This is a genomic window from Pseudomonas silesiensis (assembly GCF_001661075.1).
Classification (GTDB): Bacteria; Pseudomonadota; Gammaproteobacteria; order Pseudomonadales; family Pseudomonadaceae; genus Aquipseudomonas; species Aquipseudomonas silesiensis.
The window spans coordinates 6,073,564-6,095,323 of the sequence record NZ_CP014870.1; the positions used below are offsets into that span (position 1 = coordinate 6,073,564).

The 21,760-nt window shown below is 62.1% G+C and carries 25 protein-coding genes; 11 read left to right on the plus strand and 14 right to left on the minus strand.

The window, feature by feature from the left end; translation table 11 throughout:
- Positions 1-6: 6 nt before the first annotated feature.
- Complete coding sequence (locus PMA3_RS26885) at positions 7-798, minus strand: YfaP family protein (protein ID WP_064680010.1); 792 nt, start codon at positions 796-798, stop codon at positions 7-9.
- 354 nt (positions 799-1,152) lie between these two features.
- Between PMA3_RS26885 and PMA3_RS26890 the strand changes: the two genes are divergently transcribed.
- The 4 genes from PMA3_RS26890 to PMA3_RS26905 all read left to right on the plus strand — a co-directional run bounded on the left by PMA3_RS26890 (position 1,153) and on the right by PMA3_RS26905 (position 6,276).
- Positions 1,153-1,395: an exodeoxyribonuclease VII small subunit gene (locus tag PMA3_RS26890; RefSeq protein WP_064680011.1), complete on the plus strand. Its 243-nt coding sequence runs from the start codon at positions 1,153-1,155 to the stop codon at positions 1,393-1,395.
- Positions 1,392-2,279 (plus strand): (2E,6E)-farnesyl diphosphate synthase, encoded by an 888-nt coding sequence (gene ispA, locus PMA3_RS26895; RefSeq protein WP_064680012.1) that lies wholly within the window; start codon positions 1,392-1,394, stop codon positions 2,277-2,279. The genes PMA3_RS26890 and ispA overlap by 4 nt, the downstream gene beginning before the upstream one ends.
- A gap of 92 nt (positions 2,280-2,371) precedes the next feature.
- Positions 2,372-4,270: a 1-deoxy-D-xylulose-5-phosphate synthase gene (dxs, locus tag PMA3_RS26900; RefSeq protein ID WP_064680013.1), complete on the plus strand. Its 1,899-nt coding sequence runs from the start codon at positions 2,372-2,374 to the stop codon at positions 4,268-4,270.
- A 122-nt stretch (positions 4,271-4,392) separates the two neighbouring features.
- Complete coding sequence (locus tag PMA3_RS26905; RefSeq protein WP_064680014.1) at positions 4,393-6,276, plus strand: TonB-dependent receptor domain-containing protein; 1,884 nt, start codon at positions 4,393-4,395, stop codon at positions 6,274-6,276.
- 193 nt (positions 6,277-6,469) lie between these two features.
- Here the strand turns inward: PMA3_RS26905 and PMA3_RS26910 are convergent, their stop codons facing one another.
- The 12 genes from PMA3_RS26910 to nrdR all read right to left on the minus strand — a co-directional run bounded on the left by PMA3_RS26910 (position 6,470) and on the right by nrdR (position 15,312).
- Positions 6,470-7,270, minus strand: a complete 801-nt coding sequence (locus PMA3_RS26910) for a cobalamin-binding protein (protein WP_064680015.1) — start codon at positions 7,268-7,270, stop codon at positions 6,470-6,472.
- Positions 7,270-7,689 carry a hypothetical protein gene (locus PMA3_RS26915; RefSeq protein WP_064680016.1) on the minus strand — a complete coding sequence of 140 codons (420 nt, stop codon included), beginning with the start codon at positions 7,687-7,689 and terminating at the stop codon, positions 7,270-7,272. Before PMA3_RS26915 ends, PMA3_RS26910 begins: the two co-directional genes overlap by 1 nt.
- A complete protein-coding gene (gene ribA, locus PMA3_RS26920; RefSeq protein ID WP_064680017.1) occupies positions 7,686-8,303 on the minus strand; it encodes a GTP cyclohydrolase II in 618 nt (205 codons plus the stop codon). Before ribA ends, PMA3_RS26915 begins: the two co-directional genes overlap by 4 nt.
- Before the next feature lie 273 nt (positions 8,304-8,576).
- A complete protein-coding gene (locus tag PMA3_RS26925; RefSeq protein ID WP_064680018.1) occupies positions 8,577-9,314 on the minus strand; it encodes a substrate-binding periplasmic protein in 738 nt (245 codons plus the stop codon).
- 22 nt (positions 9,315-9,336) lie between these two features.
- Positions 9,337-9,840, minus strand: a complete 504-nt coding sequence (locus PMA3_RS26930) for a phosphatidylglycerophosphatase A family protein (protein WP_064680019.1) — start codon at positions 9,838-9,840, stop codon at positions 9,337-9,339.
- Positions 9,837-10,802: a thiamine-phosphate kinase gene (gene thiL / locus PMA3_RS26935; protein WP_064680020.1), complete on the minus strand. Its 966-nt coding sequence runs from the start codon at positions 10,800-10,802 to the stop codon at positions 9,837-9,839. The genes PMA3_RS26930 and thiL overlap by 4 nt, the downstream gene beginning before the upstream one ends.
- A gap of 18 nt (positions 10,803-10,820) precedes the next feature.
- Positions 10,821-11,321 carry a transcription antitermination factor NusB gene (nusB, locus tag PMA3_RS26940; protein WP_007906833.1) on the minus strand — a complete coding sequence of 167 codons (501 nt, stop codon included), beginning with the start codon at positions 11,319-11,321 and terminating at the stop codon, positions 10,821-10,823.
- Positions 11,318-11,794, minus strand: a complete 477-nt coding sequence (ribH, locus tag PMA3_RS26945) for a 6,7-dimethyl-8-ribityllumazine synthase (RefSeq protein WP_003185938.1) — start codon at positions 11,792-11,794, stop codon at positions 11,318-11,320. The genes nusB and ribH overlap by 4 nt, the downstream gene beginning before the upstream one ends.
- Positions 11,795-11,885: 91 nt before the next feature.
- The gene (gene ribBA / locus PMA3_RS26950) at positions 11,886-12,977 is read right to left on the minus strand and encodes a bifunctional 3,4-dihydroxy-2-butanone-4-phosphate synthase/GTP cyclohydrolase II (protein WP_064680021.1); all 1,092 of its coding nucleotides are present in this window, start codon (positions 12,975-12,977) and stop codon (positions 11,886-11,888) included.
- A 31-nt stretch (positions 12,978-13,008) separates the two neighbouring features.
- A complete protein-coding gene (locus tag PMA3_RS26955) occupies positions 13,009-13,671 on the minus strand; it encodes a riboflavin synthase (RefSeq protein ID WP_064680022.1) in 663 nt (220 codons plus the stop codon).
- Between the two features lie 46 nt (positions 13,672-13,717).
- Positions 13,718-14,851 carry a bifunctional diaminohydroxyphosphoribosylaminopyrimidine deaminase/5-amino-6-(5-phosphoribosylamino)uracil reductase RibD gene (gene ribD / locus PMA3_RS26960; RefSeq protein WP_064680023.1) on the minus strand — a complete coding sequence of 378 codons (1,134 nt, stop codon included), beginning with the start codon at positions 14,849-14,851 and terminating at the stop codon, positions 13,718-13,720.
- Entirely contained in the window at positions 14,848-15,312 is a 465-nt protein-coding gene (gene nrdR / locus PMA3_RS26965; RefSeq protein WP_003228656.1) for a transcriptional regulator NrdR, read from the minus strand. The genes ribD and nrdR overlap by 4 nt, the downstream gene beginning before the upstream one ends.
- A 288-nt stretch (positions 15,313-15,600) precedes the next feature.
- Between nrdR and PMA3_RS26970 the strand changes: the two genes are divergently transcribed.
- From PMA3_RS26970 to trxA, 3 genes are all read left to right on the plus strand, one after another.
- Positions 15,601-16,059, plus strand: coding sequence for a YbaY family lipoprotein (locus PMA3_RS26970; protein WP_064680024.1), 459 nt, complete (start codon positions 15,601-15,603; stop codon positions 16,057-16,059).
- Positions 16,056-16,712, plus strand: coding sequence for a class I SAM-dependent methyltransferase (locus PMA3_RS26975; protein ID WP_064680025.1), 657 nt, complete (start codon positions 16,056-16,058; stop codon positions 16,710-16,712). Before PMA3_RS26970 ends, PMA3_RS26975 begins: the two co-directional genes overlap by 4 nt.
- A 185-nt stretch (positions 16,713-16,897) precedes the next feature.
- Positions 16,898-17,770, plus strand: coding sequence for a thioredoxin (gene trxA / locus PMA3_RS26980; RefSeq protein ID WP_064680026.1), 873 nt, complete (start codon positions 16,898-16,900; stop codon positions 17,768-17,770).
- Between the two features lie 148 nt (positions 17,771-17,918).
- Here the strand turns inward: trxA and PMA3_RS26985 are convergent, their stop codons facing one another.
- On the minus strand, positions 17,919-18,263 hold the full coding sequence (locus PMA3_RS26985) for a hypothetical protein (protein ID WP_064680027.1): 345 nt from the start codon (positions 18,261-18,263) through the stop codon (positions 17,919-17,921).
- Between the two features lie 133 nt (positions 18,264-18,396).
- Between PMA3_RS26985 and PMA3_RS26990 the strand changes: the two genes are divergently transcribed.
- From PMA3_RS26990 to PMA3_RS27005, 4 genes are all read left to right on the plus strand, one after another.
- Positions 18,397-18,972 carry a DUF2796 domain-containing protein gene (locus PMA3_RS26990; protein ID WP_064680028.1) on the plus strand — a complete coding sequence of 192 codons (576 nt, stop codon included), beginning with the start codon at positions 18,397-18,399 and terminating at the stop codon, positions 18,970-18,972.
- 156 nt (positions 18,973-19,128) lie between these two features.
- Positions 19,129-19,839: an ABC transporter ATP-binding protein gene (locus PMA3_RS26995; RefSeq protein WP_064680029.1), complete on the plus strand. Its 711-nt coding sequence runs from the start codon at positions 19,129-19,131 to the stop codon at positions 19,837-19,839.
- A gap of 1 nt (position 19,840) precedes the next feature.
- A complete protein-coding gene (locus PMA3_RS27000) occupies positions 19,841-21,106 on the plus strand; it encodes an ABC transporter permease (protein ID WP_064680030.1) in 1,266 nt (421 codons plus the stop codon).
- Positions 21,107-21,117: 11 nt separating this feature from the next.
- Positions 21,118-21,636: a DUF3299 domain-containing protein gene (locus PMA3_RS27005; RefSeq protein WP_064680031.1), complete on the plus strand. Its 519-nt coding sequence runs from the start codon at positions 21,118-21,120 to the stop codon at positions 21,634-21,636.
- Positions 21,637-21,760 lie beyond the last annotated feature (124 nt).

Consider the following 21,760-nt stretch of genomic DNA (forward strand, 5'->3'; position numbering starts at 1 on the left):
GGATGTTCAATAGTTGAAAGTCTTGACCAGCAGCAGGTCGCCGATCGCGCGCAGGGGCACGATGAAGGTCTCGCGTTTCTCGTCGACAGTGTTTTCGTTCAATACCAGGTTGATTTGCGAGGTGATCACCTCGTTCTGGTTGCCGCGCTCATCGAAGTTATAGCCGCCGCTGCCGAAGTTGCCCCAATAGTTCACGTAAACCAGATAGGTGCCCTGCATCGGCGCGGTCATGGTGAACATTTCCGGACCGGGGCCATCGACGCCATCCGGGTCCAGGCCGCCGCCGTTGCTCATCGCCGGGCGCGCCCAGAACGCATGCTGGCCGTCCGGGGTAACGATGTGCAGGTCGAGCTCGGCTTTCGGATCGTCCCAACCCAGCACCACGCGAATCCGCGCCGGCGTGCGCAGGTTGTTGGCTTCATAAAATTGAACTCGCTTGAGCGACTGGCCTTCGGCACTGCGCACTTCGACGCTGTTGGAGCCGGCGCCAAAGGCATACGGCCGGGCGAAACGTCCCTGGTCGTCGGTGTACAGATTGAGGGGATTACCGTTGACCGCCAGGGTATGGGGCCCGCGTTGGTTGCCGATGGCCTTGAGCTGGCCTTCGATCATGGTGCGATTGCGCTGCACGCCCCGGTCGATGGGCGGCGTGGGATAGGCGACTTGAGGCTGTTCACTGCGATCCAGCAGGCCGTTGTAGCGCCAGCCGCCTACCGGTTCCGACAGTTCGGCCGTGGGCTCGGCCCTGGCAGCGGTGGCGCAGACCAGCCCCATCAGCAACAGCAGCAATGAATGCATGTGACGCCTCCTGCCATGCCTCGACGAAACCTTGCGCCTGATCCTCGGCGCGTTACAGATCCAAACCCTGCGTTCCGTCTGAAAGCCCCGTGACTGTGGGGTTGTAGAAGACCCGAAGATTAGCCATTCAGCGGTTTTTTAACAATCAGGCAGATCTCTATTTGCTGTAGGAATCGTGAAATTTGCCGGGCATGAGCCGAATAGCGAGCTTATTCGGCTCACAAAATGAGCCGAATAACTCGGATCACGCTAAAAGAGACCGCAAATTGCAACGCCCAATACCCCGCTCATTTGCCCATACCCCCCATGTCTGCTAGTGTCGCGCCGGTTTAACGTCAACCGGAAATAGCCGCCATGGCCCGCAAAAAAGCTGCACTGGATTTCGAACAATCGCTCGCTGAACTGCAAACGCTGGTCGAGCGTCTGGAGAATGGCGAATTGTCCCTGGAAGACTCGCTGACGGCTTTCGAGCAAGGCATCGGCCTGACCCGCGATTGCCAGGCGGCGCTGGCCCAGGCCGAACAAAAGGTTCAGGTGCTGCTCGAACGTGATGGCGAGTTGGCCGAGGAACCCTTCGACGCGGATTTGCCAGAATGATTGCAGCGTATTCGGCCACCAGCCAGGCTCGTGTCAACGCGGCACTGGAAAGCCTGTTCATCGCGCCAGGCCCTGAGCTAGCACGCCTTTACGAAGCCATGCGCTACAGCGTGATGAATGGCGGTAAACGGGTGCGGCCGTTGCTGGCCTATGCCGCCTGCGAAGCGCTGGGCGGCGAGGCTGAACACGCCAACGGCGCGGCGTGTGCCGTGGAGCTGATCCACGCCTATTCCCTGGTGCACGACGATTTGCCGGCCATGGATGACGACGACCTGCGTCGTGGCCAGCCGACTACCCACAAGAAATTCGACGAAGCCTGCGCGATCCTGGCTGGCGACGGTTTGCAGAGCCTGGCCTTCAGCGCCCTGCTCGATCCGCGCCTGAACACTGCGGATGCCGACACCCGCCTGCAAATGGTCAGCGCCCTGGCGTTGGCGGCAGGCCCGGCCGGCATGGTCGGCGGCCAAGCCATCGACCTGGGTTCGGTCGGCCTGAAGCTCGATCAACAAGCCCTTGAATACATGCATCGGCACAAGACCGGTGCATTGATCGAGGCCAGCGTCAAACTCGGCGCCCTGGCCAGCGGCCGTGCCGAGAAAGACCAACTGTCGTCGCTGCAGGCTTATGCACAAGCCATCGGCCTGGCGTTTCAGGTGCAGGACGACATTCTCGACGTCGAAAGCGATACCGCAACCCTCGGCAAACGCCAGGGCGCGGACATTGCCCGGGACAAGCCGACCTACCCGTCCCTGCTCGGCCTCGACGCAGCCAAGGCCTACGCCCTGGAACTGCGCGATCAGGCCCTGCACGCCCTGCGACCGTTTGACGCGGCCGCCGAGCCGTTACGCGACCTGGCCCGCTATATCGTCGACCGGCGCAGCTGACGGCGTATCCGCCAACTTGAGACCTACGCGTGGGCAGGGGGCGATGCATCAGGTAAACTGCCGCATCTTTTATACCTATAACGATTCGCCTGATGCCCACGACGTTTCATGAGATTCCCCGCAAACGCCCGACCACGCCCCTGCTCGACCGTGCCAACACGCCGGACGGCCTGCGCCGGTTAGGCGAAGCCGAGCTGGAAACCCTGGCCGATGAGTTGCGCCTGGAATTGCTCTATACGGTCGGTCAGACCGGCGGGCATTTCGGTGCAGGCCTGGGCGTCATCGAGCTGACCATCGCGTTGCATTACGTCTTCGACACCCCGGATGACCGGCTGGTGTGGGACGTGGGTCATCAGGCCTATCCGCACAAAATCCTCACGGGCCGTCGCGAGCGCATGGGCACCCTGCGCCAGAAGGACGGCGTCGCCGCTTTCCCGCGTCGCTCCGAGAGCGAGTACGACACCTTTGGCGTCGGACACTCCAGCACCTCGATCAGCGCAGCGCTGGGCATGGCCATTGCCGCCCGCCTGCAGAACAGTGATCGCAAGGCGATTGCCGTGATCGGCGATGGTGCATTGACGGCCGGCATGGCGTTCGAGGCGCTGAACCACGCGCCTGAAGTGAACGCCAACATGCTGGTGATCCTCAACGACAACGACATGTCGATCTCGCGCAACGTTGGCGGGCTGTCGAATTACCTGGCAAAGATCCTTTCCAGCCGCACTTACGCGAGCATGCGCGAAGGCAGCAAAAAAGTCCTGTCGCGCCTGCCCGGCGCTTGGGAAATCGCTCGGCGCACCGAAGAATACGCCAAAGGCATGCTGGTGCCCGGCACGCTGTTCGAAGAGCTGGGCTGGAATTACATCGGCCCGATCGATGGCCACGACCTGCCGACCCTGATCGCCACCCTGCGCAACATGCGCGACCTGAAAGGGCCGCAATTCCTGCACGTGGTGACCAAGAAAGGCAAAGGCTTCGCCCCGGCGGAAGTCGACCCGATCGGCTACCACGCCATCACCAAGCTCGAACCGGTGGACGCGCCGGCCGCTGCGCCGAAGAAAGCCAGCGGACCGAAGTATTCCGGCGTATTCGGCGAATGGCTGTGCGACATGGCCGCCGCCGACTCGCGGTTGGTGGGCATCACTCCGGCGATGAAGGAAGGCTCCGACCTGGTGGCGTTCAGCGAGCGTTTCCCGCAGCGCTACTTCGACGTGGCGATTGCCGAGCAGCACGCCGTGACCTTCGCCGCCGGCATGGCGTGCGAAGGCGCGAAACCGGTGGTAGCGATCTATTCGACGTTCCTGCAACGGGGTTATGACCAGCTGGTGCATGACGTGGCGGTGCAAAATCTCGACGTACTGTTCGCCATCGACCGCGCAGGCCTGGTGGGCGAAGACGGCCCTACGCACGCGGGCAGCTTCGACCTGTCGTTCCTGCGCTGCATCCCCGGCATGCTGGTGATGACCCCGAGCGACGAAAACGAACTGCGGAAGATGCTCACCACTGGCCACCTGTTCGACGGCCCGGCGGCGGTGCGTTATCCGCGTGGCTCCGGCCCGAACGCGACGATCGAGAAAGACCTCGAACCGATCGAAATCGGCAAGGGCGTGATTCGCCGCCAGGGCAGCAAGGTCGCCCTGCTGGTGTTCGGCGTGCAACTGGCCGAGGCGCTGAAAGTTGCCCAGACGCTGGATGCGACCGTGGTCGACATGCGCTTCGTCAAGCCGTTGGATGAGGCCCTGGTGCGCGAGATCGCCGGCAGCCACGAGCTGTTGGTGACCGTCGAAGAGAACGCGATCATGGGCGGTGCCGGTGGCGCGGTCAGCGAGTTCCTCGCCCGGGAAAACATCCTCAAGTCGATGCTGCATCTGGGGTTGCCGGATAGCTATGTCGAACACGCCAAGCCTGCGCAGATGCTGGCGGAATGTGGGTTGGATGAGGCCGGAATCGAAGCATCGATTCGTCAGCGCCTGCAATTGCTCAATTTGTAAACCCAATCGCTCACTGTAGGAGCCGGCTTGCTGGCGAAGGCGTCCTCGAAGACGCCAGAAGCTTCGCTGGCAAGCCAGCTCCTACAGGGGACCGAGTTCTCTTCGCTTTCTACGAATAACCCATGAATCTCTCCCGCCTCGCCCTGACGCTGACCCTTCTGCCGTCCGGCCCACTCCTGGCCGACACCTTCGAACGCGATCAAGCCCTGAAACTGCCTGACGTGCTGATCAGCGCCAACCGCCAGGTGGAAGCCCGCAACGACAGCAGCGCCGCCAACACCGTGTTCACCCGCGAAGACATCGACCGCCTGCAACCGGGCAGTGTCACGGATCTGCTGCGTCGGGTACCGGGCGTACAGATCGGGCAAACCGGCGGGCGCGGCAGTCTGCCGGGGGTTTACATACGCGGCACCAAGTCGGCCCAGAGCCTGGTGCTGGTCGACGGCCAGCGAATCGGTAACTCGACCTCCGGCGACAGCAACCTGCAACACATCAACATCGAGCAGGTCGAGCGCGTGGAAGTGCTGCGCGGCTCCCGCTCGGTGATTTATGGCAGTGATGCAATTGGCGGGGTGATTCAGATATTTACCCGTCACGGCGGCGAACCAGGCCTGCAACCACGGATGCATGTGGGCTTTGGCAGCAACCAGACCTGGGAGCGCAGCCTCGGTTTGTCGGGTGGCGATGAGAAAACCCGCTTCGACCTCGGCGCCAGTCTCGATGAAACCGCCGGGATCAATCGCACCCGCGCGTCGTATCCCAGCGACGGCGATCACGATGAGTACCGCAACAAATCGGTCAGTTTGAGCCTGAGTCACGCTCTCACCGATGACATCGAAATCGGCGCCAACCTGCTCGATAACCGCGGCAAAAGCGCGTTCGACAATCCTTTTGGACGCTTCGACACGACCACCTTCGAGTCGGTCCAGCAGCAGCCTTACAGCGATTTCGCCGTCAGCAGCATCAGCAGCTACGTCGATGCCCGGGTTAACGAGATCTGGAAAACCCGCGTCGAAGTCGGCCACAGCGAAAACCGCGAGAAGACACTCGACAAGCTCAGCGAGGAGCGCAGCGTGTTCAACACCTATCGCGACTCGGTGAACTGGCAGAACGACCTGACCCTGAACGACCGCAACAGCCTGATCCTCGGCGGCGACTGGTACGAAGACCGCATCAACAGCAGCACCCCCTTCGACGAGGACAGCCGCTGGAACCGCGCGGCGTTTATCCAGCATCGCTATCAGGCGGACAGTTTTTCCACGGAACTGGGATTGCGCCGCGACCAGAACCAGCAGTTCGGCGGCCAGAACAGCTGGAGCGGCACCTTCACCCTGCCGCTGAACCCGGACAACGATCTGTTGCTGACCTACAGCGAAGGCTTCCGCGCGCCGACCTTCAATGACCTGTACTACCCGGACTTCAGCAACCCTGATCTCAAGCCCGAGACCTCGAAAAGCTATGAGCTGCAATGGCGCAGTCAGCTGACTGAAAGCAGCCGGCTGGAAGCTTCGCTATATCGCACGGACCTGGAAGACGCGATTATTTTCGGCAGCAACTCACGGCCGCAAAACGTTGCCTCGGCCCGGATCAACGGGTTTGAAGCGGCCTTGAAGCAGGAGCTGTTCGGCTGGCAGAGCAACCTCGGCATCGCCATCATCGACCCAAGGGATCGCGACAGCGGCCACACGCTGGCCCGACGCGCGCGGCGGACCTTGAGCCTGGATCTGGATCGGCAGTTCGACCGTCTGGGCCTCGGCGCCAGCTGGCAGGCGGTGAGCAGCAGCTATGACGACGAGAACAATCAGCAGCCATTGGGTGGGTATGCCTTGCTGGGGTTACGCAGCAGCTGGGCGCTGAATCGCGAGGTCAAGCTTGAGCTGAAGGTGGATAACCTGCTGGACAAGGGTTACAGCCGGGCGCTGTACAGCCATGACAGTAGTCAGTATGGGTATCGCGAGGAAGGTCGGGCGTGGATGTTCGGGGTGACCTGGACGCCGGAGATCTGATCAAGGATTTGCGGTGCCCAGGCCGGCCTCATCGCGGGCAAGCCCGCTCCCACACTGGATCTTTGTGCACCACAAATCCAATGTGGGACACTGGATCTCTGTGCACCACAAATCCCATTTGGGGACACTGGATCTCTGCGCACCACAAATCCAATGTGGGAGCGAGCTTGCTCGCGATGGCAGCACCTCGGTCTCAGCGGTCCGGCGCGATGACCTGGCACAACTTGGCCGTCGCCTCGATCATCTGCCCACTCGGCCGTTCCAGGCCTTTATCCGTCACCAGCAGCAACTGCCCCTGCGCCACCGCCGCCACCTGCGGCCACACCTTCCACGCATCGAGCTGCGCCTGATCACCGGCCAGAATCACCTCGGGATTGCGCTGCAACACTGCTTCGATACTGACCTGCGGCGCCGGCAATGTCAGGTCGGCGAACACATTGCGCGCGCCGCACACCTCAAGCGCATCACTGATGATCTGCCCGCCGCCCACGGTGTACAGCGGCCGATCCCAGACCTGGTAAAACACCTGCAACGGCTTGTCCCGTCGATAACGCAGGCGCAACGAATCCAGGTGCTGACGCAAGTTCCCAGCCAATAAAACACCACGCTCCGGCCTGCCGAGTTGCATGGCAATCGCCTCGATCTGCGCAGTGAGTTGTTCGAAGGTGTGGGGTTCGGCGACGTAGGTCGGTATGTTCAGTCGCTTGAGCTGCTCACGCTGGGCCGGGCCGACACTGCCGGGCCAGAGCAACAACAAGTCGGGTTTCAGGCTGAGCAGTTGCTCCATGTCCACCTGACCATAGCGGCCAACGGAAGGAACATCCTTGAGTTCCGCGGGACGCTCACCGGCATCCAGCACCCCCACCAGCAGATCGGCTGAGCCCAGTTCGACGACGATTTCGGACAGCGATGGCGCCAGGCTGACCACCCGCTCGAGCGCAGTCGCCGAGCCGCTGACGGCCAGCAGCAACACCGCCAGCCAGACGCTGCGCATCAACCGAGTTGACGCGGAATACGGTAGAGGTAGAACAGTACCAGGGTCGACAGCGCCAGCAGCATCAGTGGCACCGCTTCAAGGCCGACGAACACCGCCAACGCACCGATCCAGGCCGGCAGAGCGGCGACCAGGAATGCGGTACGACGCTTGGCGGCCAGGGCAATCCAGGCGGCAGGCTCTTCAGGGGTGTCGAGGGCTTTCTGGGTGGCGATCAGCCCGTGTTTGTAGCCACCAAAGAATTTCAGGCTGACAAACATCGAGGCCACACCGGCGATGAACAATGGCATCGCCAGCACCGGCAGGATCGCCTCGCCCTGGCCAAACACACCGTTGATCACGAACAGGGGCACCAGGGCCAGCGCCAGGTATTGCCACCAATTGACGGACAGTCGCCGCCGCACCTGACCGCGGGTCACGCCCGGTCCGCCTCACCCTGGTGCTCGTTGCCCATCATGTGGTCGAGCTTGCTGGCCTTGGTGGCCAGGTAGAGTTTGTTATGCGGATTGTGGCCGGTGTGCAGCGGTACGCGCTCGGTGACCACGATACCCATGTCGGTCAAGGCTTTGACCTTGCGCGGGTTGTTGGTCATCAAACGCAGGGATTCCACGCCCAGGTGCTGCAGCATCGGCAGGCACATGGCGTAATCGCGCTGGTCGGCGGCAAAGCCCAGGCGTTCGTTGGCTTCCACGGTGTCGGCACCGCCATCCTGCAATTCATAGGCGCGGATCTTGTTCAGCAAGCCAATGCCACGGCCTTCCTGACGCAAGTACAGCAACACGCCACGGCCTTCACGGGCGATGGCCTGCAAGGCTGCCTCGAGCTGCGAGCCGCAATCGCAGCGCTGGCTGAACAAGGCATCGCCCGTCAGGCACTCGGAATGCAACCGGCCGAGTACCGGGGCACCGTCGACGAACTCACCCAGACTCAGCACGACGTGCTCGCGCCCGTTTTCCTCATCGAGAAAGCCGTGCATGGTGAAATTCGCAAAAGGCGTTGGCAGCTTGGAAGCGGCGACAAAAACGACAGGCACCGGTGTGCTCCTGATCTATAGGTACTGGAGATTCGCAGACGCGGCATTGTAACAGCAGGTTCCAACTGACGCTTAGGCTGAATTATGGGGCATAACGATCAAAATGTTTGATCTCAACCACGCCCCGCCCCACTCCTGTGGGAGCGGGCTTGCTCGCGAAGACGGTGGCTCAGTCAATAATGATGTCGCCTGACACACCGCTTTCGCGAGCAAGCCCGCTCCCACAGGGTCGGAGGCACCCCAGGTAAGTTCTCGCCAGCCGCATGATCGGCTTCAATTCGGATCAAACGGATAAGGCTGCTTCCAACGCTCGAAAATCGGTTTCAGCCGGCCGCTTTTCACCAATTGTTCCATGCGTTGGTCGAACAGCGCCATCAATGCACGGGCCCTGGGTGTATCGGCGAAGCACAGGTACAGCGGCAACTCTGCTATGTGGGTGCGACGGAACTGCGAGGGATCCCTGGCCCGCTTGACGACGTAGTCGACCTCGGTCAGCGCATCGATGTAAAAGTCGGCGCGATTATGGACCAGCATCGACAGGATTCCGGTACGCCGCAGGACTTCGTTGTAACGACGCACGTTGGGCAGGTAGTCCTGATAATCGTAGCCGCGGACCCAGGCCAGTCGATAGTTGCCCAGGGTTTCCGGAGTCGGGGCCGGATTGCTGGCCAGCCCCAGGGCATAGATGTGATCGGTATCGAAGCTCCAGCGTGGATACAGCAGGTCGCTGGTCTCGTCACGATAGGAGCCGACGCAGGCGTCCACTTCACCCCGCTGGGCCAGCCCCATGGAACGCAAGTAGGGCTCGGTACGGATGTCCAGCTTGACCCCGGCCGGCTCGAACACCTCGCGCAACACGTCCCAGCCCAGACCGTGACCGTCCGCGGCGGTGTAGTCTTCCCAGTCCTCGCTGGCCAGATGAATCACGGACGGGGTCGCCGGTTCATCCGCCGCCTGGGCAAGCGCACTCAACATCGCCAAGACCATCACCAGCAACCAGCGTCGAGCCATCCCTAATCCCCTGTTCCGCCACTCAGGCGAAAATCCATACCAGCCCCTGCATCGCCAACCACGCAAACACCCCGGCCAATACGTCGTCGAGCATGATCCCGACGCCACCGTGCACATGCTTGTCTATCCAGTGAATAGGCCACGGCTTGAGGATATCGAAGAAGCGAAATACCAGAAAACCTGCCAGCAACCAATACCAACCTTCCGGTACCAGCCACAGCGTGATCCACATCCCGACCATTTCGTCCCAGACGATGCCTTCGTGGTCGTGCACCCGCAAATCGTCGGCCACCTTGCCGCACAGCCAGAAGCCGAACAGCATGGTGATGCCCAGCATCAGCCAGTAACCCCAGTCGGGCAGCATCTGCCACAGCGGAATAAAGGGTAGCGCAACTAACGAACCCCAGGTGCCCGGTGCTTTTGGCAGGGTGCCCGAACCGAAGCCGAACGCGATGAAATGCCAGGGATTGCGCCAGACCGAGGGCGGTACGAATTCCGCCGGGACTTGATTGGGATGATCTGTCACGGTGTCTCCCGAAAATGTTGATAGCCCCGGGTTTGCGGGGTGATGTCTTGGCCATCGGCATCCAGCAGCACGACGCCTTGCCCTGCCACCACACGCCCGACCACATGGATCGGCCAGCCATCTGCCATCATTTGTGGCAACTCGACAGACGGTAATGTGAAGGCCAGGACGTAATCGTCTCCGCCACTGAGGGCCGCGTTTACTGCACCCGACTGACCGAGCAAGGCCACTAAAGCCTTCGACAGCGGCAAACGGTCCCGTTCAACTTGAATGCCTACCTTCGATGCGAGAGCGATATGCCCACAGTCGGCGAGCAAGCCGTCGGAGATGTCCAGCGCTGAGGTCGCCTTGCCCCGCAAGGCCATGCCCAGCCCAAGCTGCGGTTGCGGCGACCAGTAATGCGCCAGCAGCGGGTCGGCAATGGCCGGTTCAGCCGTGCGCTGGCCGAGCACCAGCGGCAAGGCGCCAGCGGCATTGCCCAGTTCACCGCCAACGCACAACAAATCGCCTGGCTTCGCGCCGCTACGGGTCAACGCCAAACCACTGGGCACACGCCCGAACACAGTCATGGTCAGGCTCAAGGGCCCACGGGTGGTATCGCCGCCAACCAGTGCGACACCGCAGCTTTGCGCCATGAGGTTCAAACCACGGGCGTAGGCGTCCAGCCAATCGGCGGTCACCGTCGGCAGGGTCAGGGCAAGGGTAAAGGCGATGGGGGTGGCGCCCATGGCAGCCAGATCGCTGACGGCCACGGCCAGCGAGCGCTGACCGAGCAGAAACGGGTCGCAAGGGTCTGCGAAATGCACACCGGCCACGAGGGTGTCGGTGGAAATAGCCAACTGCTCCCCGGGGGGAACAGCCAGCAAGGCGCAGTCATCGCCGATCCCGAGGGCAACGCCTTCGCCGCCTTGCGCACAAGGCGCGGCGGCGAAGAAATTGCGGATCAGCTCAAACTCACCCATAGCGATATCAAGCGCCAATCAGCGCTTGAACGCCTTCACTTCAGCTTCACGCAGACGCGGGGCCAGCTTGTCGAGCACACCGTTGACGAACTTGTGGCCGTCGGTGGAGCCGAAGACTTTCGCCAGCTCGATACCTTCGTTGATCACCACGCGGTACGGCACGTCGACGCGCTCGAGCAGTTCCCAGGTCGACAGGCGCAGGACCGCCAGTTCAACCGGGTCCAGCTCTTCGATCGTGATGTCCAGGCATGGCGCCAGTGCGGCGTCGATACGGTCCTTCTGCGCCGGAACCCCGTGCAGGATTTCACGGAAGTAGGCGCCGTCGACATCGCTGAAATCGTTATCGACCCGGAACTGCGCTTCGATCTCGTTCAGCGACTGCTTGGCCATGTGCCATTGATACAGCGCCTGGGTCGCGAGCTGACGGGCTTCGCGACGCTTGACGCTTTTCGATGGCTTGCCGGCATCCGCAGGCTTTGGATCGCGCGGGTTGAAACGATCGCTTTCGTCGCTAATCACTTGGCCTCCAACTGCGCCAGCAGGCTGACCATTTCCAGGGCGGACAGGGCAGCTTCGGCACCTTTGTTACCGGCCTTGGTGCCGGAACGTTCGATGGCTTGCTCGATGGAATCAACGGTCAGCACGCCAAATGCGACTGGAACGCCGAACTCCATGGACACCTGGGCCAGGCCCTTGGTGCATTCGCCCGCCACGTATTCGAAGTGCGGAGTACCGCCACGAATGACCGCGCCCAGGGCGATGATTGCCGCGTATTCGCCCTTCTGAGCAACTTTCTGCGCAACCAGCGGGATTTCGAAGGCGCCAGGCGCACGGATGATGGTGATGTCGCTTTCGCTCACGCCATGGCGAACCAGGGCATCAACTGCACCGCTGACCAGGCTTTCAACCACGAAGCTGTTGAAACGGCCCACTACCAGAGCGTAGCGGCCTTTAGGGGCGATGAAGGTACCTTCGATGGTCTTCAGGGTCATTCGTTAGATCTCTTAAAGAGCCGGGACGCGTTTTCTACGCGTCCCTCAGTGATTTGTTAACCGCGAATACAGGCCCGCAAACTGCCGGTCATTATTCGGAGGGCACGTATTCTACAACTTCCAGATCGAAACCGGATATCGCATTAAATTTCATCGGTGCACTCATCAGGCGCATTTTGCGTACGCCCAGGTCCCGGAGGATCTGCGAACCGGCACCGACGATGCTGTAGGTGGTCGGTTTTTTCGCCGGTACGTGCTCCGCGGTTTCACGGATGTGTGCCAGCAACACGTCGCCATCGAGCGGGTGACCGAGCAACAGCACCACGCCGCTGCCAGCCTCGGCGACCGCGGCCATGGCGGCGCGCAGGCTCCAGCGGCCGGGCTGCTTGACCATCAACAAGTCGCGCAGCGGGTCCATGTTATGCACGCGAACCAGGGTCGGTTCTTCGCCGCACACGGTGCCCAGGGTCAATGCCATGTGCACGTCGCCTTCCACGGAATCACGATAGGTCACCAGGTTGAATTGGCCCAGTTCGCTGTCCAGTGGCTGCTCGGCAATCCGCTGAACGGTACGCTCGTGGATCATCCGGTAGTGAATCAGGTCGGCGATGGTGCCGATCTTGATGTTGTGTTCAGCGGCAAACGCTTCGAGCTCGGCGCGACGGGACATGGTGCCGTCGTCGTTCATCACTTCGCAAATCACCCCGCTCGGCTCGAAACCGGCCATGCGTGCCAGGTCGCACGCCGCTTCGGTGTGGCCGGCACGGGCCAGGGTGCCGCCGGCCTGGGCCATCAGCGGGAAGATATGGCCGGGGCTGACGATGTCTTCAGCCTTGGCGTCTTTCGCGGCGGCGGCCTGCACGGTGCGCGCACGGTCGGCGGCCGAGATGCCGGTGGTCACGCCGGTGGCGGCTTCGATGGACACGGTGAACTTGGTGCCGAAACCGGAACCGTTGCGCGGAGCCATCAGCGGCAGCTTCAGCAGTTCGCAGCGCTCGCGGCTCATCGGCATGCAGATCAGGCCACGGGCGTGCTTGGCCATGAAGTTGATGTGTTCAGGCTGGCAGCATTCGGCGGCCATGATCAGGTCGCCTTCATTCTCGCGGTCTTCGTCATCCATGAGGATGACCATCTTGCCTTGGCGGATATCTTCAACCAGTTCTTCGATGCTATTGAGCGCCACAAGGCACCCCCCTTCTTTCGAAATTTGAGCTTCAGGATTTGAGGTAGCCGTTTTGGGCCAGAAAGCTTTCAGTGATGTTACCGGAAGTCGGCTCTGCAGCTTTATCGCCTAAAAGCAGCCGCTCCAGATAACGTGCCAGCAAGTCAACTTCAAGATTCACCCGGCGACCTGGCTGGTAAGACGCCATGATGGTTTCGCTCAGGGTGTGCGGAATGATCGTCAGCAGGAACTCGGCGCCATCGACCGCGTTCACGGTCAGGCTGGTGCCATCGACGGTGATCGAGCCTTTATGGGCGATGTACTTGGCCAGGTCTTTCGGCGCACGGATGCGGAATTCCACCGCGCGGGCGTTCTCGGTGCGGGCAACCACTTCACCCACGCCATCGACGTGCCCGCTGACCAGATGCCCGCCAAGACGGGTAGTCGGGGTCAGGGCTTTTTCCAGGTTGACCGGGCTGCCGCTTTTCAAGTCATTCATGGCGGTGCAATCGAGGGTTTCACGGCTGACGTCCGCCGCAAAGCCATTGCCGGGCAACTCGACCGCGGTCAGGCACACGCCGTTTACCGCAATGCTGTCGCCCAGTTTGACGTCGCTCAAGTCGAGCTTGCCGGTTTCTACGTGTACCCGCACATCTCCGCCTTTTGGGGTCAATGCACGAATACTGCCGATGGATTCGATGATGCCGGTAAACATGGAGTCCTCCTCGAGAACAAAGCCGTCGCGTGGCGCAGGCCGGGAATTATACGCTCGCCGCCGGCACAGGAATGGCAATGACTCGCCAGTCTTCGCCAACCGCACGAATTTCAGTGATTTTTAGCTCGGGCGCGTCTTTCATCTGCGCCAGCGGCCAGTCCAGCAGCGGCCGTGCCGAGGAGCCAAGAAACTTGCCGGCGATGAAAATCTGGAACTCGTCCACCAGTCCCTGCCGGGCAAAGGCCCCGGCAAGACGCGGCCCCGCTTCGACCAACACTTCGTTGACGCCACGATGGGCGAGTTCGACCAGCAGTTTACGCAGGTCGACCAGGCCATCGGCGCCGGTCACGATCAGGCATTCCGGGCCGTTGGCGTATTGCTCTTCGATGGCCATGCAGGTGGCGACCAGCGCCGGGCCGGCCTTGAAGAACGGCGCATCCAGCGGCACCCGCAAACGGCCGTCGATCAGCACGCGCAGCGGTGGACGACTCATCGCCAACGCGGTTTGCTCGGGGTCCAGCCCCAATTCATCGGCACGCACCGTCAGCCGGGCGTTGTCCGCCAGCACCGTGTCGGCGCCGGTCAGCACCACGCTGGCCTGGGCGCGCAGGCGTTGTACCGCCGAACGCGCCGCTGTGCCGGTGATCCACTGGCTTTCGCCGCTTTCCATCGCCGTGCGACCGTCCAGGCTCATGGCCAACTTGACCCGTACGAACGGCAAGCCGTGCTCCATACGCTTGAGGAAGCCTTCGTTGAGCTTGCGCGCCTCGCCTTCGAGCACGCCGCTTTCGGTAGCGATGCCGGCCTGGGCCAGGCGCTGCAGGCCGCGACCGGCGACTTCCGGGTTCGGGTCCTGCATCGCCGCAACCACCCGCGCCAGCCCGGCGTTCACCAGTGCATCGGCGCAGGGCGGCGTGTGGCCGTGATGGCTGCAAGGTTCGAGGGTCACGTAAGCCGTGGCGCCCCGCGCCTTGTCGCCGGCGGCGCGCAGGGCGTGGACTTCTGCATGGGGTTCGCCGGTGCGCACGTGCCAGCCTTCGCCGACGATTTGCCCGTCACGCACGATCACGCAGCCCACCCGCGGGTTGGGGTGCGTGGTGTAGTGACCTCTGCGCGCCAGTTCCAGGGCACGGGCCATGTAATGGGCGTCGAGGACGGCTTGTTCTGGGGATTGGGTCATTCTTTCACCGGCTCACGGGCCAGGCGATCGATCTCTTCGCGGAACTCGTTGAGGTCCTGGAAGCGCCGATACACGGAGGCGAAACGAATGTAGGCGACTTCGTCGAGCTTTTGCAGCTCGGCCATCACCAGTTCACCGACCACGAGGGATTTGACCTCGCGCTCGCCGGTGGCGCGCAGTTTATGTTTGATGTGCACCAGCGACGATTCGAGACGCTCGACACTCACCGGGCGCTTCTCCAGCGCACGCTGCATGCCGGCGCGCAGTTTTTCTTCGTCGAACGGCTGGCGGCTGCCGTCGGTTTTGATAAGGCGCGGCAACACCAGTTCAGCCGTCTCGAACGTCGTGAAACGTTCGCCGCAGGCCAGGCATTCGCGCCGGCGGCGCACCTGTTCGCCCTCGGCGACCAGACGCGAGTCGATGACCTTGGTGTCGTTGGCACCGCAGAAGGGACAGTGCATGGTGGCAGGCAACAAAAAAAGGGAGGGCCATGGTAGCGCATCCGGGTGGCAAGACAAGCCATAGGCTTTGCGGTATACAGACGGGCTAGTGTCCTGTCTCGTAAATACGTTCCTGTTTTGACGAGTGGCTGTTGTCGTCAGGCAAGGCGCCGCGACGAGTCATAGCCCGCTATGGCGAGGAGCGGCAACGCAGCATGACGGCAACAGACGCCGTCAAAACGGAACAGTATTTGCGAGACAGGACACCCTACCCTTTGACTCATGGATTTCACCCAGCTGGAGCCACCAATGTCCATACGACCGCTCATTTTGCTCAGTCTTTTCAGCCTCCTGGTGGCCTGTAGCAGCGATGCGCCCAAGCCACCGGAGCCCGGCCCTGCGCCGCAACAGGCGCAGAAAAAAGCCAGGGAGTCTGCCGACCTGGGCCCGCTGCCCGCGCATCAACGTGAATTGAGCGGCACCTTGCAAGGCGTACCGTCCGGTGCAGAGGTCGAACTGGCGCTGCTGGTGGTCGACAACCAGGACCGCCCGCAACAATTGCTCGCCAGTTCCAGCCTGATCGGCACCAATCAGATATTGCCGTTTCGTCTGCGTTTCAACCCGGCATCCTTTCCGGCAGGTGCCCGCGTTGAACTGCGTGGCCGCGCCAGCCAGTCCGGCCAGTTGATTCTGCACCTGCCGTCGCAAGTCATCAGCCAGCCAACGACCCAGGCGATGGGTCAACTGCAGTTCGTCAAAGCACCATGATTGCACCGCTCGACCTGCAACAGGCGTTGGCCGGACTGCTCGGTGATGCACAGTTGGTGGCTTGTGCCTTGCCGGATACCGAACTGAAGCTTTGGCTGATCGACGGCGACAAGATGGACCGCGCCTTCAGCCCGGAAGAAACCCGGCGGATCCTGCACGAGCCGCCGTACTGGAGCTTCTGCTGGGCCAGCGGGCTGGCGGTGGCGCGCTATCTCGACCGATTCCCTGAATGGGTCAAAGGCAAGCGGGTGCTGGATTTCGGCGCCGGATCCGGGGTGGCGGGGATTGCAGCGGTCAAGTCCGGGGCGCTGGAAGTGGTGGCTTGTGACCTGGACCCGCTGGCGATCGCCGCGTGTCGGGCGAATGCCGAACTCAATGGGGTACGGCTCAGCTATTCGACGGATTTTTTTGCCGAGGCGGATCGGTTCGATCTGATTCTGGTGGCCGATGTGCTGTATGACCGGGCGAACCTGCCGTTGCTCGATGAATTCCTGAGTCGCGGCCGGGAAGCATTGGTGGCGGATTCGCGGGTGAGGGATTTTCGTCATCCGTTGTATCGACGGATAGAAACGCTCGAAGCGATGACTTTGCCCGATCTGGCCGAGCCCGAAGAGTTTCGGCATGTGAGCCTGTATCACGCGCGGCGCGGCTAAAAGCATCGCGAGCAAGCTCGCTCCCACAAGTTCAGCGGTGTTCTCAAGACCGACGCTGAACCTGTGGAGCGTGGCTTGCCCGCGAAGGCGCCCTATCAGGCAACACACCTCCCGATGCCCCACCCTTCCGGCCAGCCCCCACCAAGCCTTATAGTGGCGCCATCCACGCTTTTACGAGATCCCCCATGAGTCAGGAAACGCCGTACATCTTCGACGCCACGACTGCCGACTTCGAGCAATCGGTGATCGAGAACTCTTTCCACAAACCGGTGCTGGTGGATTTCTGGGCCGAATGGTGTGCACCGTGCAAGGCGCTGATGCCGATGCTGCAAACCATCGCCGAGAGTTATCAGGGCGAGTTGCTGCTGGCCAAGGTCAATTGCGACGTCGAGCCGGACATCGTCTCGCGCTTCGGCATTCGCAGCCTGCCGACGGTCGTGCTGTTCAAGGACGGTCAGCCGGTGGACGGTTTTGCCGGTGCGCAACCGGAATCCGCCGTCCGCGCCCTGCTTGAACCTCATGTGCAGATGCCGCCGCCCGCGGCTGCCGATCCATTCGAACAGGCTCAGGCACTGTTCGATGACAACCGCTTCGCCGACGCCGAAGCCGCCCTCAAGGTGCTGCTGGGCGAAGACAACACCAACGCCGGGGCGCTGATTCTCTATGCTCGCTGCCTCACCGAGCGGGGCGAACTGGGCGAAGCGCAAACCGTGCTCGACGCGGTCAAGAGCGATGAGCACAAGGCGGCCCTGGCCGGAGCCAAGGCACAGATCCAGTTCCTCGGCCAGGCCAGGGACTTGCCGGATGCGGCGGACCTGAAAGCGCGCCTGGCGAAGAACCCGCAGGACGATGAAGCGGTGTACCAACTGGCGGTCCAGCAGCTTGCCCGCCAGCAGTACGATGCGGCGCTGGATGCCTTGCTCAAGCTGTTCATCCGCAATCGCAGCTACAGCGAAGGCTTGCCACACAAGACATTGCTGCAGGTGTTCGAACTGCTGGGCAACGATCACCCGCTGGTGACCACGTATCGGCGCAAGTTGTTTGCTGCGCTGTACTGAGAATCACTGACGAATCGCGTCATCGTTCATCGCCGGCAAGCCGGCTCCTGTGGGAGCTGCGGTGCGGCGATCCGACTTGCCGGCGAAGAGGCCGTCACACCCAGCATTAATGTTGCCTGACACGCCGCTTTCGCCGGCAAGCCGGCTCCTACAGCCAGCGGTACAGCGGCGTATCCCCGCCGCTCTCTACCTTCACATCCGCGCAATGGCGCAACCGCACCAGCAGCCGCTTGCCCGACGCCGCGCTGCCGGTCAATCCTTCAAGCTGCTCCAGCAAATCCGGCCCGCTCATTTGCCCCGCCTTGCGCAGCAAATCCTTTGCGATCTGCCACTGCGTATCATCCTGATTCACCGGTCTGGCCGGCGCAGCACTGGCCTCGGCCTCGGGTGTGCTCACCTGCAACTGCGCACCCAGCCGCGCCCAGTCGGCGTCATCGAGTTCCAGGGTCAAATCTACCGGCCAGTCGCCAATGCTTCCGCGTATACGCAACATAAGTCTTCTCCTGCACATTTCTGACTCACATGCTCCCATGGGACTTGTGCAACGCCAAGCGGGCGGTCAAACTCTGCGCATAAATGTTATAAGATCACATAACAAAATAGTCATTTGACTTCGGAGACTCGTCATGCGCCGTCTGCTTCTCGCTTTGCCGTTTGCCCTGCTGCCGCTGGCCGTCGCCCATGCCGCCGATGAACATGACCATGAGCACGGCAGCCTGGGCGCCCACGAACATGGCGTCGGTCGCTTGAATGCGGCGCTGGACGGCCAGACCCTGGAACTGGAGCTGGAAAGCCCGGCGATGAACCTGGTGGGTTTCGAACACGCTGCCACCACCGACGCCGACAAGGCCAAGGTCGCCGCCGTCCGTGCGCAGCTGGAGAAACCCCTGATACTGTTCAACCTGCCACCAGCCGCGGGTTGCGTGATCGCGAAGCAGGAATTGGAAAGCCCCTTGTTTGGCGACAAGCCGGATGCCGATGATGATCACGACCATGACGCCAAGGAAGACCATCGCGATCACAGCGACATCCACGCGCATTACCAATTCAGTTGCTCGTCACCGGGTGCACTGAAGACGCTGGACCTGGCGAATATGTTCAACACCTTCCCGGCGACCCGGAAGATTCAGGTACAACTGATCGGCCCGAGCGGGCAGCAAGGGATTGAAGTGACGGCCAAGACGGCTGCCCTGAAATTCTAAGTTCACCGAAGCCCCCCTGTGGGAGCGAGCTTGCTCGCGATAGCGGCGTAACAGTCGACGTAGATGCTGAATGTTATGGCCTCATCGCGAGCAAGCTCGCTCCCACAGGAAGGTGTGTTGGATGTGAAATTGAGATAACCCCATGAAACCGGCGCTATGACCCAAGCACTCATCGAACTGACCGACCTGGGCTTCAGCTGGCCCGGTCACCCGCCACTGCTGGATATCCCGGCGTTTCGCCTGGAGCCGGGTGAAACCCTGTTCCTCAAAGGCCCCAGCGGCAGCGGCAAAACCACCCTGCTCGGCCTGCTTGGCGGCGTGCAGAAGCCGGATCGCGGCAGCATTCGCCTGCTCGGCCAGGAACTGACCGAACTCGGCGCCGGCGCGCGCGATCGTTTTCGTGTCGATCACACCGGCTACCTCTTCCAACAGTTCAACCTGCTGCCGTTTCTCTCGGTGCGCGAGAACGTCGAGCTGCCCTGCCGCTTTTCCAGGCTGCGCGCCGAACGGGCGATCCAGCGCCACGGCAGCGTCGATCAGGCCGCGGCCACCCTGCTCGCGCATTTGGGCCTGAAAGATGAAAACATCCTCGGTCGCCGCGCCGATTCGCTGTCCATCGGCCAACAGCAACGGGTCGCCGCCGCACGGGCGTTGATCGGCCAGCCGGAACTGGTGATCGCCGACGAACCGACTTCGGCCCTGGATTACGACGCCCGGGAGAATTTCATCCGCTTGCTGTTCGCCGAATGCCGCGAAGCCGGATCGAGCCTGTTGTTCGTCAGCCATGACCAGAGCCTGGCGCCGTTGTTCGATCGCAATCTGTCGCTGGCCGATCTCAATCGCGCCGCCACCCCGTTCGAGGTTTGAGATGTATTTGTTCCGCCTAGCCATGGCCAGCCTGGCTAACCGCCGCTTTACCGCGATCCTTACCGCGTTCGCCATCGCCCTGTCGGTCTGCCTGCTGCTGGCGGTGGAACGGGTGCGCACCGAGGCCAAGGCCAGTTTCGCCAGCACCATCAGCGGCACCGACCTGATCGTCGGCGCCCGCTCCGGCTCGGTGAATCTGCTGCTGTACTCGGTGTTCCGCATCGGCAACGCCACCAACAACATCCGCTGGGACAGCTTCGAGCACTTCGCCAACAACCCGAAGGTGAAGTGGGCGATCCCGATGTCCCTCGGTGACTCCCATCGCGGATATCGGGTGATGGGCACCACCCAGGCCTACTTCGAGCATTACCAGTACGGCCGTCAACAGCACTTGGAGCTGGCCTATGGTCGTGCCTTCGCCACTGACCCGTTCGAAGTGGTGCTCGGTGCCGAAGTCGCCGACGCATTGCACTACAAGCTGGGTGACAAACTGGTACTGGCCCACGGCGTGGCCGTGATCAGCCTGGTCAAGCACGACGACAAGCCGTTCACCGTGGTGGGCATTCTCAAACGCACCGGCACCCCGGTAGACCGCACGCTACACATCAGCCTCGGCGGCATGGAGGCGATCCATGTCGATTGGCACAACGGTGTGCCGGCCCGCGGCAACGGTCGGATCAGTGCCGATCAGGCACGCAACCTGGACCTGACGCCGCAGGCGATCACCGCGTTCATGCTCGGCCTCAACAGCAAGATTTCGACCTTTGCCCTGCAGCGCGAAATCAATGAATTCCGTGGCGAACCGATGTTGGCGATCCTGCCGGGGGTGGCCTTGCAGGAACTGTGGAGTTTGATGAGCACGGCGGAAAAGGCCTTGTTCGTGGTGTCGCTGTTCGTGGTGCTGACCGGGTTGATCGGCATGCTCACCGCCATTCTCACGAGCCTCAACGAACGGCGGCGCGAGATGGCGATTCTGCGTTCGGTGGGCGCGCGGCCGTGGCATATCGCGACCCTGCTGGTGCTGGAAGCGTTCGCGTTGGCGCTGTCGGGGGTGATAGCCGGCGTGGCCTTGCTCTACATCGGCATCGCCGCCGCCCAGGGGTATGTCCAGGCTAATTACGGTTTATATCTGCCACTGGCCTGGCCAAGCGAATATGAATGGACGCTGCTCGGTGGCATCCTGAGCGCCGCGTTGCTGATGGGCAGCGTGCCGGCCTGGCGTGCGTATCGCCAATCCGTGGCCGATGGCCTGTCGATCCGACTATGAGGACGTTGAAGATGCCCCGCGCTGTGCTTGCGCTGTTGATGCTGGTCGCCCTGCCGCTGTGGGCGGCCGCGCCGAAAGACCTGACCTGGTCGGAAATGATCCCGCCGGACGCCGCACCGGAAGTGCCGAACATGACGCCGCTGCACGACCTGTCGCAGATGGGTGACGCGCTGGCTGCAGAATCGGCACCCGCGGCCAGGCAAGACATGCCGAATGCGCCAGTGGTGAACACCCTCGATGGCCAGAACATTCGCTTGCCTGGCTACATCGTGCCACTGGAAGTCAGTGAAGCGGGTCGCACTACGGAATTTTTGCTGGTGCCCTATTTCGGCGCCTGCATTCATGTGCCGCCACCGCCGTCGAACCAGATCGTGCATGTGAAAAGCGAAGTCGGTGTGAAGCTCGATGAGCTGTATCAGCCGTACTGGATCGAGGGGGCGCTGCAGGTCAAGGCATCGAGCAGTGAGTTGGCTGATGCGGGGTATCAGATGGAGGCGGATAAGATCTATGCGTATGAATTGCCGGAGTGAATCCGACAATTTTGTGTTCAAGGAAGGCCCCTTCGCGGGCAAGCCTAGCTCTACAAGGACACCACCAATCCCGTAGGAGCGAGCGGTGCGGCGATCCGACTTGCCCGCGAAGAGGCCATCAGCC